The 13198-nt window shown below is 69.6% G+C and carries 12 protein-coding genes and 1 pseudogene; 7 read left to right on the forward strand and 6 right to left on the reverse strand.

Features of this window, described 5'->3' with window-relative positions; all coding sequences use genetic code 11:
* Nucleotides 1-141: 141 nt before the first annotated feature.
* Nucleotides 142-717, reverse strand: a complete 576-nt coding sequence (locus tag AB4079_RS19215) for a TetR/AcrR family transcriptional regulator (RefSeq protein WP_441788936.1) — start codon at nt 715-717, stop codon at nt 142-144.
* Between the two features lie 42 nt (nt 718-759).
* On the opposite strand from AB4079_RS19215, the gene AB4079_RS19220 reads away from it, so the two are divergent.
* Complete coding sequence (locus AB4079_RS19220) at nt 760-1119, forward strand: DoxX family protein (protein WP_441788937.1); 360 nt, start codon at nt 760-762, stop codon at nt 1117-1119.
* A 53-nt stretch (nt 1120-1172) separates the two neighbouring features.
* Here the strand turns inward: AB4079_RS19220 and AB4079_RS19225 are convergent, their stop codons facing one another.
* Together AB4079_RS19225 and gndA are read right to left on the reverse strand one after the other, a co-directional pair.
* Nucleotides 1173-1523: a hypothetical protein gene (locus AB4079_RS19225; protein WP_441788938.1), complete on the reverse strand. Its 351-nt coding sequence runs from the start codon at nt 1521-1523 to the stop codon at nt 1173-1175.
* A gap of 109 nt (nt 1524-1632) precedes the next feature.
* Nucleotides 1633-3105 carry an NADP-dependent phosphogluconate dehydrogenase gene (gene gndA / locus AB4079_RS19230; protein ID WP_441788939.1) on the reverse strand — a complete coding sequence of 491 codons (1473 nt, stop codon included), beginning with the start codon at nt 3103-3105 and terminating at the stop codon, nt 1633-1635.
* 210 nt (nt 3106-3315) lie between these two features.
* Here gndA and AB4079_RS19235 point away from each other — a divergent pair, with 210 nt between their 5' ends.
* The 3 genes from AB4079_RS19235 (at nt 3316) to pth (ending at nt 5193) form a co-directional block, all read left to right on the forward strand.
* On the forward strand, nt 3316-3798 hold the full coding sequence (locus AB4079_RS19235; protein WP_441788947.1) for a gluconokinase: 483 nt from the start codon (nt 3316-3318) through the stop codon (nt 3796-3798).
* 171 nt (nt 3799-3969) lie between these two features.
* Nucleotides 3970-4572, forward strand: a complete 603-nt coding sequence (locus AB4079_RS19240; protein ID WP_441788940.1) for a 50S ribosomal protein L25/general stress protein Ctc — start codon at nt 3970-3972, stop codon at nt 4570-4572.
* A 9-nt stretch (nt 4573-4581) separates the two neighbouring features.
* Entirely contained in the window at nt 4582-5193 is a 612-nt protein-coding gene (gene pth / locus AB4079_RS19245) for an aminoacyl-tRNA hydrolase (protein WP_441788941.1), read from the forward strand.
* 320 nt (nt 5194-5513) lie between these two features.
* Here the strand turns inward: pth and AB4079_RS19250 are convergent, their stop codons facing one another.
* Entirely contained in the window at nt 5514-6386 is an 873-nt protein-coding gene (locus AB4079_RS19250; RefSeq protein ID WP_441788942.1) for a hypothetical protein, read from the reverse strand.
* A gap of 90 nt (nt 6387-6476) precedes the next feature.
* Here AB4079_RS19250 and AB4079_RS19255 point away from each other — a divergent pair, with 90 nt between their 5' ends.
* Both AB4079_RS19255 and mfd read left to right on the forward strand, forming a co-directional pair.
* On the forward strand, nt 6477-7181 hold the full coding sequence (locus AB4079_RS19255) for an alpha/beta fold hydrolase (RefSeq protein WP_441788943.1): 705 nt from the start codon (nt 6477-6479) through the stop codon (nt 7179-7181).
* A gap of 76 nt (nt 7182-7257) precedes the next feature.
* Entirely contained in the window at nt 7258-10875 is a 3618-nt protein-coding gene (gene mfd, locus AB4079_RS19260; RefSeq protein WP_441788944.1) for a transcription-repair coupling factor, read from the forward strand.
* A 48-nt stretch (nt 10876-10923) separates the two neighbouring features.
* Here mfd and AB4079_RS19265 read toward each other — a convergent pair whose 3' ends face one another.
* A complete protein-coding gene (locus AB4079_RS19265) occupies nt 10924-12117 on the reverse strand; it encodes a Na+/H+ antiporter NhaA (RefSeq protein WP_441788945.1) in 1194 nt (397 codons plus the stop codon).
* A 182-nt stretch (nt 12118-12299) separates the two neighbouring features.
* Here AB4079_RS19265 and AB4079_RS19270 point away from each other — a divergent pair, with 182 nt between their 5' ends.
* Complete coding sequence (locus tag AB4079_RS19270; protein WP_441788946.1) at nt 12300-13007, forward strand: MazG family protein; 708 nt, start codon at nt 12300-12302, stop codon at nt 13005-13007.
* Between the two features lie 51 nt (nt 13008-13058).
* On the opposite strand, the pseudogene AB4079_RS19275 reads toward AB4079_RS19270, so the two are convergent.
* Nucleotides 13059-13198 (reverse strand): annotated as a pseudogene (locus tag AB4079_RS19275) (IS30 family transposase); the annotation flags it as partial.

Below are 13198 nucleotides of genomic sequence, written 5' to 3' on the forward strand. Positions count from 1 at the left end.
TGTCTCGAAAAGGGAGGACATCGCGCCGCGACGCGGCCGGATGTCCTCCCTTTTCCGCGTCCCGGCGGCGCGTCGTCCGCATCCACCTCCCTTTCCGAGGCTCTGGCCCGCAGGGAGCAGCTGAGGCACGCGCAGGAGTCATCACACCCTGTCGGTGGGACGATCCTCGGGTGGCTCGGCACCGGGAACCGAGGGGATGAGCGTGCCCAGTAGTGCGAAGACGTCTGTCATCTCCTGCGCGGTCGGGCGAGGAACGGCGACTGACGCTCCGATCAGAATCAGATGGGGGATCAGTGCGGCCGCTCGCGCCTGTGCTTCATTCGGAACGATCGACTGCCAGACGTGTCTCAGGACGTCCAATCGCGCCGCGTCGATCCGCGACACCGTAGCCCGAGCCGTCTCGTCGTCGAATGCCCAGCCCCGGATCGCGGCCTCCATCACGGCATCGCTGGAAATCTGAGCCGAGGCATCGACCAGGACGCGTTGCGGCCCCACTCGGCTCAGTGACGCAGCAGCACCCTCGATCCGCGCGACGGCCTCTGACTCGTAGCACTCGAGCAACGATCGATGGTAATCGCTGACACCGTCGAAGTGGTGATGGAACGAGCCCTTTGTGAGCCCGAGCCGAGCCGCGATGCGATCGATTCGAACGCCCGCGATGCCCTCCGCGCGCAATACCGATAAGCCCTCGTTGATCCAACGGTCCCGTGGCGTCATCTGCCCATCGTACCCTACCGTACCGTATGGTACGGTGCTTCCATGCACCTCCTTCCCGACCCCGTCTGGCCGATCGTCGCGCTGGCCGTGATCTCCTGCGTCGACGGCGTGATCTGCCTGAAACCTGTCGCTTTCGTCGCAGAGTGCTACCGTGCGGTGAATTGGCCGCGCACGTACTGGTGGCTGATGCCGCCGATCAAGTTCGCGGCGGCAGCAGGGTTGATCGCCGGCATCTGGATCCCCGGCCTCGGCATCATCACGTCTCTCTGCCTCATCCTCTATTTCCTTGTCGCAATCGCGATGCACGTGCGAGCGCGCGATCTCGGCCGCAACCTGTTCCTCAACGCAACCGGCATGTTGCTTCTGTGCGTGGCGACCCTGCTCTTCAGCTTCCTGATCTGAATCCTGAGTGCTGCTCTCGTCAGAAGGGTCCCCAAAGATCGACGGCGTCCGCGTTACGGCAGCCGGTGCGGCGCTGACGGGATCAGCCCCAGCGGCGCTACCCAGGTCGCGTCGCCCTCGGTGTTGAGGGCGTAGCACTGCCAGCCGGGCCCCGCCGGTCCGGTGAACTCGAATCGCGCCGACGAGCTGAGGGCGTCCGGCTGGTACTGCCGGGTGTACACCGTGCACGTGTACTCGGCCGTCTGCGTCTGGATGCTGATCGTCAGCAGGATGCCCGGCAGCAGCAACGCGCTGAGCGCCACGACGACGAAGACCCGGCTGGCGACCGTCATCCCGCGGCCGCGGAGCGGTCGCTCCCCGAGCGGCTCGTACTCTGCGAGTTCCGGATGGTCCTCGTTCGTCACCACCCCATCCTCTCGCGCCTCCGCCGTCGAGTACACAAAAAMTGCACGCAGATTGGACGATCTGCGTGCAGTTTTTGTGTACTCGACGGCGGGGCGTGCGCCGGGAGTGCTAGTGGGAGGAGGACTCGGTGGGGATTTCGGTGCGGTCGCCCGACCACAGGGTGTGGAAGACGCCGTCCTTGTCCACGCGCTTGTAGGTGTGCGCGCCGAAGAAGTCGCGCTGGCCCTGCACGAGTGCGGCCGGGAGGCGCTTGGAGGCGAGCGAGTCGTAGTACGACAGCGCCGCGCCGAAGCCGGGCACCGGGACCCCGGAGAGCGCGGCGGCCGAGACGATGCGGCGCCAGGCCGCCTCGCCCTCACGCACGGCGTCGGCGAAGTAGGGCGCCTCGAGCAGGGTCGCGATGTTCGGGTTCTCGTCGTAGGCGTCCGCGATGCGGTTCAGGAACTGAGCGCGGATGATGCAGCCGCCGCGCCAGATCTTGGCGATGCGGTCCTTCTTGATGTCCCAGCCGTACTTCTCGGCGCCGGCGATGATCGCGTCGAAGCCCTGCGCGTACGCGACCACCTTGGAGGCGTACAGCGCCTTCGAAACGTCGTCGGCGAACGCGGCGACATCCGACGCCTTCTGCACGTCCGGACGCGACTGGATGGTCGCCTGCACCGCCGCGCGCTGGTTCGGCTTCGAGGACACCGCGCGGGCGAACACCGCCTCGGCGATGCCGCCGACCGGGACGCCCAGGTCGAGCGCGTTCTGGACGGTCCAGACTCCGGTGCCCTTCGACCCGGCCTGGTCGAGGACGATGTCGATGAACGGCTTCCCCGTCTCCGCATCCACCTGGCGCAGCACCTCAGCGGTGATCTCGATCAGGTAGGACTCGAGGTAGCCGTTGTTCCACTCGGCGAACACGTCCGCGATTTCCGCAGGCGACAGGCCGCCGATGGTGCGCAGCAGGTCGTACGCCTCGGCGATGAGCTGCATGTCGGCGTACTCGATGCCGTTGTGGATCATCTTCACGAAGTGCCCGGCGCCATCGGTGCCGACGTGCGTGACGCACGGCTCGCCCTCGGCGACCGCGGCGATGGACTCCAGGATCGGCCCCAGCGTCTCGTACGACTCGGCCGACCCGCCCGGCATGATCGACGGCCCGTTGAGGGCGCCCTCCTCGCCGCCGGAGATGCCGGCGCCGACGAAGTGGATGCCGCTCGGCGCGATCCGCTGCTCGCGCGCGATGGTGTCGTGGAAGTTCGCGTTGCCGCCGTCGACGATGATGTCGCCCGGCTCGAAGCGCTCGACGAGCTGGTCGATGACCGCGTCGGTGCCCTTGCCGGCCTGCACCATGATGATCGCCGTGCGCGGCTTCGACAGCGAGGCGACGAAGTCGTCCATCTGTTCGGCGGTGACGAAACCGGCCTCCGGGTGCGCGTTCACCAGCTCTTCCGTGCGGGCGTAGGTGCGGTTGAAGACCGCGACCGTGTTGCCTTCGCGGGAGGCGAGGTTGCGGGCGAGGTTGGATCCCATCACCGCCAGGCCGACGACTCCGATGTTGGCGACTCCGCCGGCGGCGGTTTCTTCCTGTGACACGTCATGCTCCTTCGTGGTGCCGCGGCAGGCGGAAGCCGTCCGCCGCGACGGGTATGGTCCGGGGGTCAGCTCTCCCGCTGGTGGCAAGTATCGAGCAGTGCCTCCCAGCGTAGCGTGGCGGCCGGACGGCCGAGTCGCACAGCGTCACGCGGCATACTGGCGGTGGCGCGAAGCGAAGGAGGCGGTGTGCGGGTACCGCAAGTGGTGGTCATGGGCGTGTCGGGCTCGGGGAAGAGCACCGTGGGGGAGCTGCTGGCCGAGCGGCTGGGTCTCCCGTTCGTCGACGGCGATGCACTGCATCCCGCTGCGAACGTCGCCAAGATGGCGGCCGGCACGCCGCTCACCGACGAGGACCGCGGCCCCTGGCTCCGTGCGGTGGGGCTCGCACTCGAGCGGGCCGCGCCGCAGGGCGTCGTGGTCGCGTGCTCGGCGCTGAAGCGCGCCTACCGTGACCTCATCCGTGCGGAGGCGCCCGGCACCGTCTTCGTCGAGCTCGACGGCGGCCGGGATCTGCTGGCCGCTCGTATGGCCGCGCGTCCGGGCCATTTCATGCCCGTATCGCTGCTCGACTCGCAGCTCGCGACACTGGAGCCGCTGCAGACCGATGAGGCAGGGGTCCGGTTGGACGTCGGCCGTCCGCCCGAGGAGCTCGCCTCCGAGGTCGCGCGCGACCTGCCCCCGCTCATCGGGTAGACTCACACATTGAACTTCGGCGAGGGATGCTCCGGCATCCGTGATCGACGCGGTGGAGCAGGCTTCGCAGTCTTTCCTCGCGCACTTCGATGCGTTCGAGTCGAACAACACCAACACTGCGGGCCACGCGGCTCGCCTGACAGCCGGCCCCCGCTCGGCTAAGGAGACATCATGGCAGACGAGTCCAACAAGGTCGCAGCCGAGCTGCGCGAAAGCTTCGGCAAGGGTGCGGCGCGCAAGATCCGCGCCGTCGGCAAGATCCCCGCGGTCATCTACGGCCACGGCACCGACCCGATCCACGTCACCCTCCCGGGCCACCAGGTCTCGCTGCTGCTCCGCAAGGCGAACGCGCTGCTCGAGCTCGACATCGAGGGCAAGAACCAGCTCACGCTGGTCAAGGACGTCCAGAAGGACCCGGTGTCGCAGATCATCGAGCACCTCGACCTCGTGGTCCTGCGGACCGGCGAGCGCGTCAACGTCGAGGTGCCGGTGCACGTCGAGGGCGAGTCGTACCCGGGCACCATCGCCGTGCTCGAGATCTCGACCATCAAGCTCGACGTCGAGGCCACCGCCATCCCGGAGCGGATCGTCATCGACGTGACCGACGCCGCGGAGGGCACCCAGTACCACGCGAAGGACTTCGACCTTCCGGCCGGCGCCGCCCTCGCCGAGGACGAGGACCTCCTCATCCTCAACATCGTCGTCCCGGCCGCCGCGCGCGCCGAGGACGAGGAGTCGACCGAGTCCGCCGACGCCGACAGCGCCTCGGAGTAATCCCCTTCCATGGAATCCCGTCACCCTGCGCCGACCGGGCAGCCTGACGGGCCCTGGCTGGTAGTCGGGCTCGGCAACCCCGGGCCCGGCTACGCCAACACGCGCCACAACGTGGGTCAGATGGTGCTGGATGAGCTCGCCTCGCGCGGCCGCCTCACCTTCAAGTCCCACAAGACGAACGCGACGGTCGCCGAGGGTCGGCTGACCCCCGGCGGCCCGCGTTTCGTCCTCGCCAAGCCGAACACCTACATGAACGTGTCCGGCGGCCCGGTCGCGCAGCTCCTGCGCTTCTACTCGCTCGATCCGTCGCACCTGATCGTGGTGCACGACGAGCTGGACATCCCATTCGACACCATCCGCCTCAAGCACGGAGGTGGCCACGGCGGCCATAACGGCGTCCGGGATGTGATCGCCGCAATCGGCACGGGAGACTTCGCCCGGGTGCGTGTCGGCGTCGGGCGTCCGCCCGGATCGTCGGGCGCGGCGGACCACGTTCTCAAGTCCTTCTCGTCCGCCGAGCGGACCAACCTGCCGATCCTGGTGTCGGATGCGGCGGATGCCGTCGAGCAGATCGCGGCCGAGGGTCTCACCCCGGCGCAGAACCGCTTCCACGCGCGCTGACCCGGTGCCGGAGGCGATCGGGCGAGACGGTGCCTTCCGGGGCCGGGTATTCCTCCGTTTCTGCGGCCTCCCGCTGGCGGAGGAGATCCGGCCCTTTGGTGGCGCTAGCGCCTCCGTTTCCCGCTCCTGCGGCCTTTTGGGACCCGACTCTCCTCCCTTTCCCGCAGCCGCTCCGCGGGCGTGCCGTGTCGGAAAGGGGAGGAGAGATGTGGTCCGGCAGGCGCCCTACACGGGAAACGGAGGATGCTACGGCCGGTTCGGCCGCGGCATCCTCCGTTCTCGACCGGCCACCCGGACGAGCGCATGGGCGGGCGGCCAGGTCACGCGGGCGGGAGAGTCGCCGCCAGCGTTCCGATGTAGACCGCGAACGAGACGATCGGGGCGGCCGTCGCAACGGAGATCGCAACCACGCCGAGGGCGCGGCCGCGCTTGGTGGCCACCGCGACGATCCCGAGCACGAGGGCGAGGATGCCCAGCGCCGTGCCGAGAACCATCTGCGCCACCATCAGCGCGGCCACCGGGGCGAAAGACGCCGCCTGCGCGGAGGTGAGGTCGCTGGTGTTGAAGTTGAAGCTCGTCGCGGTGCGCGTTGCGAGCGGTCCCGCGGTCGTCCCGACCACCACGGACGCGATGACCGACAGCACGAACACCGGGGACGCGATCAGCACGGCGGTGAGACCGAGCGCGCGGGAACGCGGCGGTGCGGCCGCCGGGGCACCCCATCCATTCGGCGCGAAGGATGGCGCGCCGTAGGGCGCCGGCGCGTACTGCGGCGGGGTGTACTGCGGCGGGGCGTAGGCCGGCTGCTGCGCTGGGGATTCGCCGAACTGCGGCTGCGGCGGAGCGACCTCCCCGAACTGCGGCTGCGGCGGAGCCACCTCCCCGTACTGCGGCTGCGGAGCGGGGGCGCCTGCGTACTGCGGCTGCGGCGGAGCCACCTCTCCGTACTGCGGTTGCGCGGCGTGAGCGCCCGCATTCGGCGCTTGCGGCGGAGCGACCTCGCCGTACTGCGGTTGCGCGGCGTGAGCGCCGGTGTACGGAGGCTGCGGCGGAACGACCTCCCCGAACTGCGGCTGAGGAGTCGGAGCGCCCGCGTAGACGGGCGGTGGGGGCACCTCGCCGTGGGGCGCCGGCGACGGTGTCGGAGGCGGCGGGAAGTCTGCGGAGTGGGCGGGCTGGTTCTGGTCGGTCACGGTGTCCCCCCGGAAGGTCTCGGCGAATGCTCAGCCAGAGCGTAGCGGACGCCCTGCCGTTCGTCAGTGCCGACGCGTAGCGTGACCGCAATGAAGTTGTATTCGCGCGAGTGGGGCGACGGCGACCGCTACGCGGTCCTCGTCCACGGGGTGATGTCCGACTCGCGCAACTGGCGTCGCGTCGGGCCGGTGCTGGCGGCCCGGGGTTACCACGTGATCGCCGTGGACTTGCGCGGCCACGGCCACAGCCCCCGCACCGCGGAGTACTCGGCCGACCTCATGGCGGAGGACATCGTCCACACCGTTCCGGAGCGTCCCGAACTCGTCATGGGGCACTCGCTCGGCGGCCTGACCGTGAGCCTCGCCATCGAGCGGCTCGACCCGCAGCGCGTGATCTACGTCGACCCGGCGTTCTCGTGCCCGGCCACCAACGGGTTCCAGCGGATGCTGGCGCCGGCCTTCCTGCGCACGCTCGCGCGCCAGTCGGCGTCCCGCATCGCGAAACGCAACCCGCGCTGGGACCCGGCAGACGTTGCGATCGAGGTGGAGACGTTCAGGGTGTTCGACCGTGCTGTGCTGCCGGTAGTGGTGACGCCGTCCGCGATGCGTGCCCCCGAGCTGATGACGGTGCCGTCCCTGGTGATGCTCTCCGACGACTCGCGGCTCGTGAGACCGGAGCTCGCCGAGCGACTCCGCGACCAGGGCTACGAGGTCCGCATCGTGTCCGGGTCCGGCCACGTCATCAATCGCGACGACCACGACGGCTTCATGCAGGCACTCGACGGCTGGATCTGACGCCCGCGCACCGAGGACGACCCTTTGGAACTGTGGGCCTCTGGAACTGTCGGCGGCCCCACGTAGAATCGACCGAGTGATACTCCAGGGCCTGGTCGATGCTCTCTCGCGCGACTCCTCGTTCGGCGACGCGCTCGCTCATGCGGCGCGCGACGCCGACTTCTCGCTGACCGACGGGCTGCGTGCACCGCTCCTGGCCGGGCTTCTCCGGCGCCGGGCCGAGCAGGGCGCTTCGCAGGCCGTGCTGCTGATCACGGCGACGGGCCGTGAGTCCGAGTCGGTCCGCGGCGCGCTGCCCTGCCTGCTGCCCGAGGCGGAGATCGTCGAGTTCCCGGCGTGGGAGACGCTGCCCCATGAGCGCCTCAGCCCGAGCGCGGAGATCGTCGGCAAGCGTCTCACCGCACTCCGCCGGCTCAGCGACTGGGCGGAGGGGGAGCGGCGCACCCCGTTCATCCTGGTCGCGTCCGTGCGTGCGGCGCTGCAGCCCCTGGCCGACAACCTGACCGACTACGCCACGGTCGACCTGCAGACCGGCGGCCGCGGCTTCGACCTCGGCGGCCTGGCGGCGCAGCTCGTCGACCTGGCCTACGGCCGTGTCGACATGGTGACCCGCCGCGGCGAGTTCGCGGTGCGCGGCGGCATCCTCGACGTCTTCCCGCCGACCGCCGACCACCCGTACCGCGTCGACTTCTTCGGCGACGAAGTGGATCAGATCCGCGCCTTCTCGGTGGCCGACCAGCGGTCGCTGCCCGAGCCGATCGCCTCGGTCGCCTTGCCGCCGAGCCGTGAACTGCTGCTGAGCGAGTCCGTCCGGCAGCGGGCGCGCGAGATGGAGCACGAGTTCCCGAGCCTGTCCGCGATGCTCGCGAAGATCGGCGAGGGCATCCCGGTCGAGGGGATGGAGTCGCTGGCTCCGGCGCTCGTCGACCGCCTGGTGCCGCTGACGCACTATCTTCCGGAGGGCACCGCCGTCGCCGTGCTGTCGCCCGAGCGCGTGGCGTCGCGCGCCGTCAGCCTGGCCGAGACCAACCGCGAGTTCCTCTCCGCCGCCTGGACGGCCGCGACCGTCGGAGCGGCGGCGCCGATCGACCTGGCCGCGGGCGACTTCATGACGCTTCAGCAGCTGAAGGACTCGGTGAAGTTCAGCCGTCCCGGCGCGCCCAGCCCGGACCATCCGTGGTGGACGATGAGCGGCTTTCAGGCGAACGATGTGTTGCCGGAGGAGCGCGAGCTGGAGGAGCACCTCCAGGTCCGCATCCAGGCGGAGGCCGTGCCCAGCTTCCAGGGCAACGTCTCCGGAGCGGTGGAGCACGTGCGCGGCCGACTGCGAGACGGCTGGCAGGTCGCGATCGTCGCCGCGGGCGCCGGCCTGGTCGAGCGTGCGGCCGATGTGCTGGGGGAGGCGGGGCTGCCGGCCCGGCCGGTGGAGGAATTCCCCGTCGACCCGGAGTCCGGCATCGCGTACCTGCTGAAGGCGACGGCGGAGCACGGCTTCGAGCTGCCCGCGATCAAGCTCGCCCTGATCAGCGAGTCCGAGTTCTACGGCCGGACCATCGGCTACGACTCACGGCAGGTGAAGAAGCTCGCGACTCGCCGCAAGAACGTGGTCGACCCGATGGCGCTGAAGCCCGGCGACTACGTCGTGCACGAGACGCACGGCATCGGCAAGTTCGTCGAACTCACCCAGCGCGAGGTGTCGAGCGGCGGACGGAATGCGGTCAAGTCGAAGCGCGAATACCTCGTGCTCGAGTACGCGCCGTCGAAGCGCGGCTACCCCGGCGACAAGCTCTATGTGCCGACCGACCAGCTCGACCTGCTCACCCGGTACGTCGGCGGTGAGGCGCCGCAGCTCTCCAAGATGGGCGGTAGCGACTGGGCGGCAGCCAAGGGACGGGCCCGTCGCGCGGTCCGCGACATCGCGGTGGAGCTCGTCAAGCTGTACTCGGCACGGATGGCGAGCAAGGGCCACGCGTTCGGGCAGGACACCCCGTGGCAGCGCGAGCTGGAGGAGGCGTTCCCGTTCGCCGAGACCCCCGACCAGCTGCAGACCATCGACGAGGTGAAAGCCGACATGGAGCGGCCGATCCCGATGGACCGCCTGATCTCCGGCGACGTCGGCTTCGGCAAGACCGAGATCGCCGTCCGGGCCGCCTTCAAGGCCGTGCAGGACGGCAAGCAGGTCGCCATGCTCGTCCCGACCACCCTGCTGGTGAAGCAGCACGCCGAGACCTTCCAGGAGCGCTTCGCCGGGTTCCCCATCCACCTGCGGCAGCTCAGTCGGTTCCAGAGCGACAAAGAGGCGAAGGAGACGCTGCGCGGCATGGCCGACGGCACGGTGGATGTGGTGATCGGCACCCACCGCATCCTCGCCGACGGCGTCACCTTCAAAGACCTCGGCCTCGTCGTCATCGACGAGGAGCAGCGGTTCGGTGTCGAGCACAAGGAGGCGCTGAAGAAGCTGAAGACCAACGTCGACATCCTGGCGATGAGCGCGACGCCCATCCCGCGCACGCTGGAGATGGCGGTCACCGGCATCCGCGAGATGTCGACGCTCGCCACGCCGCCGGAGGACCGGCACCCCATCCTCACCTTCGTCGGGCCGTACTCCGAGAAGCAGGTGGCTGCGGCGATCCGCCGCGAGCTGCTTCGTGAGGGACAGGTGTTCTTCGTGCACAACCGGGTCGGGTCGATCACCAGCATGGCCGCCAAGCTGGCCGAGCTGGTGCCCGAGGCCCGCATCGGGGTCGCCCACGGCAAGATGAACGAGCACGCGCTGGAGCAGGTGGTCGTCGACTTCTGGGAGCGCCGGTTCGACGTGCTGGTCTCAACGACGATCATCGAGACAGGGCTCGACATCGCGAACGCGAACACGATCATCATCGACCGGGCGGACAAGTACGGCCTCAGCCAGCTGCACCAGCTGCGCGGCCGGGTCGGCCGTGCCCGCGAACGCGCGTACGCGTACTTCCTCTGGGATGAGAACAAGCCGCTCAGCGAGACGGCCCACGACCGGCTGTCGACGATCGCGGCCAACAACGATCTCGGCAGCGGCATGCAGGTGGCGCTGAAAGACCTCGAGATCCGTGGCGCGGGCAACCTGCTCGGGGGCGAGCAGTCCGGTCACATCGCCGGGGTCGGCTTCGACCTGTACCTGCGGATGATCGGGGAGGCCGTGTCCACCTTCCGCGGCGAGGTCGCGGAGGGGCAGACCGAGCTGCGGCTGGAGCTGCCGGTCGACGCGCACATCCCCGAGGAGTACGTGGACAGCGAGCGCCTGCGACTGGAGGCGTACCAGAAGCTGTCGACGGCGGCCTCACCGAACTCGAAGGACGGCCAGATCGACCTCGTGCTGGAGGAGCTGACCGACCGCTACGGCGAGCCCCCCGAGCCGGTGACGAACCTGATCGCGGTCTCCCGGCTGCGCCGGACAGCGCAGAAGGCCGGCCTGGGCGAGGTCGTCGCCATGGGCTCCAACCTGCGACTGGCCCCGGCCCTGCTACCGGACTCGCTGCAGGTGCGCCTGCAGCGCATGTACCCGGGCTCGAAGTACCATGCCGCTCCGAAGGTTGCGACGGTTCCGCTGCCGCGGGTCAACGGCGAAGCGCAGCCGGACGCCGACCTGATCGGCTGGGTCGCCGACCTGCTCGGCGCACTCTTCCCCGAGAAGGAGTCGGTGGCCGAGCAGGCGAGCTGACGCACCTGGGAGGGCGGCGGTCGGCGCGAGTCCGCTCGCCGTCTTTGCTCAATGGTGCGATTGCGACTGCGACTGCGACTCCGGATGCGGCTGTGGGTGCGGGTGCGGATGCAACCGCCGGTTCCGCCGCGCCAGAGCGGTGACGAGCAGCGCGGACGCGACGATGGCGACCGCCGAGCCGAGCAGCACGGCCAGCGTGCCCTCCGACCGCACCAGCTCGTCTCCCGCGAAGGCCAGCTCGTTCATCAGCAACGACACCGTGAAGCCGATGCCGCCGAGCGCGCCGATGGTCACCAATCCGAGCGCGCCGATGCGCCCGCGTTCCGCCTTGGGCCGGGTGAACGAGCCCAGCCAGCCGCCGAGCGAGATGCCGACCACCTTGCCGACCGGGAGCGCGATGAGGATGCCCCAGAACGCGGGCGAGAGGTCCGACGGCGCGACGGCCGGGATGACCACGAGGGCGGCCGAGAACGCGAACAGCGGCAGGATCACGCCGTTGTTCCACGGCTGCAGGGCGTGGGCGGTGCGCCCTCCCGGCTGGCGCGCCATCACCAGGCCGAGCGCGACGCCCGCGATGGTCGCGTGCACGCCCGAGTCGTAGACGAGGAACCAGGCGAGCACCGCCAGCAGCACCATGAGCACCCCGAGCGGCCAGCGCATCCGTCCGTGCAGGAAGCGGCTCAGCACCCCGAAAGCGGCCACGACGACGGCCGCCAGGGCCAGCTCCCACAGGTTGGGGTCCTGGGTGAAGAAGACAGCGATGATGAGGATGGCGACGAGGTCGTCGAGCACGGCGAGCGCGAGCAGGAACACGCGCAGCCGGTTCGGGAGTCCGCGGCCGAAGACGGCCAGCACGCCGAGGGCGAAGGCGATGTCGGTCGCGGTGGGGATCGGCCAACCGTCCGCGAAGGGGGTGCGCGCGGTCAGCGCCAGGTAGACGCCCGCCGGGACGATCACCCCGGCGATGGCGGCGATCGCCGGGTGGCTGGCCTTCTGGAAGGAGTTCAGCTCACCCGCGACCAGCTCGTGCTTGAGCTCGACGGCGACGATGAAGAAGAAGATCGCGAGCAGACCGTCGCTGATCCAGTGCCCGATGCTCAGTTTGAGCGCGCCGGTACCGAGGTACGCGTGCTGGAGTTCGAGCAGGGCCGGCCCGGCGCCGGTGTTGGCCAGCACGAGGCCGAGGGTGGCGGCGCCAAGCAGGAGGCCGGCGGCGGTGCGTTCGGAACGGATGATGCTCATGTCTGGCTGCCGATCTCGCGCTGGCGCGCGCAGGGGAGGACGAATTCAACGCCGACCAGACTTCCCGGCACACCGTCCCCCACTCTACTGTTCGTCGCCCGCTGACGCTCCTGGTGCTCCGCGCCGGGCATGTCGCACGGCCCGGTGGCAGGATGGGTGAATCGTAGAGCGAGGAGGTTCGCATGGGCGAGACAGTCGGTCCTGCGGTGGTGCCGGCGGTGCTCCCGGACTCCGCGACGAAGCTCGACGAGCTGGTCGCGGTGATGGCGCAGCTGCGTGCCCCAGGCGGTTGTCCGTGGGACGCCGACCAGACCCACGAATCGCTGGTGCAGTACCTGATCGAAGAGACCTACGAGCTGATCGACGCCATCGAGACGGGCAACCGGGACGAAATGCTCGAGGAGCTCGGCGACGTGCTCTACCAAGTGCTGTTCCACGCCGACATCGCGGCGCACACCCCGGGGGAGGACTTCGACATCCAGGACGTGGCCGCCCACATGACGGCGAAGATGGTCGGCCGGCACCCGCACGTGTTCGGCGACCGTGCGGCCGCGGACGCGCGGACGGCGGAGACGGCGGAGGATGTCGTCGGCTTCTGGGACGAGCTCAAGAAGCAGGAGAAGCCGGGCCGCACGAGCGTGCTCGACGGGATCCCGCAGGGGATGCCCTCGCTCGCTCTCGCGGACAAGCTGCTGGGGCGCGCCGAGAAGGTCGGCCTGCTCGACCTCCAGCAGCAGGGTGGCGTCCAGGTCGGCAGTGAGGACGAGCTCGGGCCCCTGCTGCTCGCGATCGTCGCCTCGGCGAAGGCGCAGGGGCTGGATGCGGAGCGCGCGCTGCGCTCGACCCTCCGCGACCTGCAGACCGAGATCCGCGAGCAGGAGTCCGCCTAGCCTGCCCACATCCGCGAGTCGCGACATCACGTCGCCACTCGAGCGGCGGTTTCAGGCGGTGAGTGCAACACCGCGTAGGTACTCGTCGAGTTTCTCCGCTGGGGTGTGGAAGTTCAAGGTCTGCCGGGGTCGGATGTTGAGCAACCGTTGGGTTTCGGCGAGGTCGGTGTCGGTGATCGTGTTGAAGTTGG

This window comes from Leifsonia sp. 2MCAF36 (genome assembly GCF_052115525.1).
Taxonomy (GTDB): domain Bacteria; phylum Actinomycetota; class Actinomycetes; order Actinomycetales; family Microbacteriaceae; genus Leifsonia.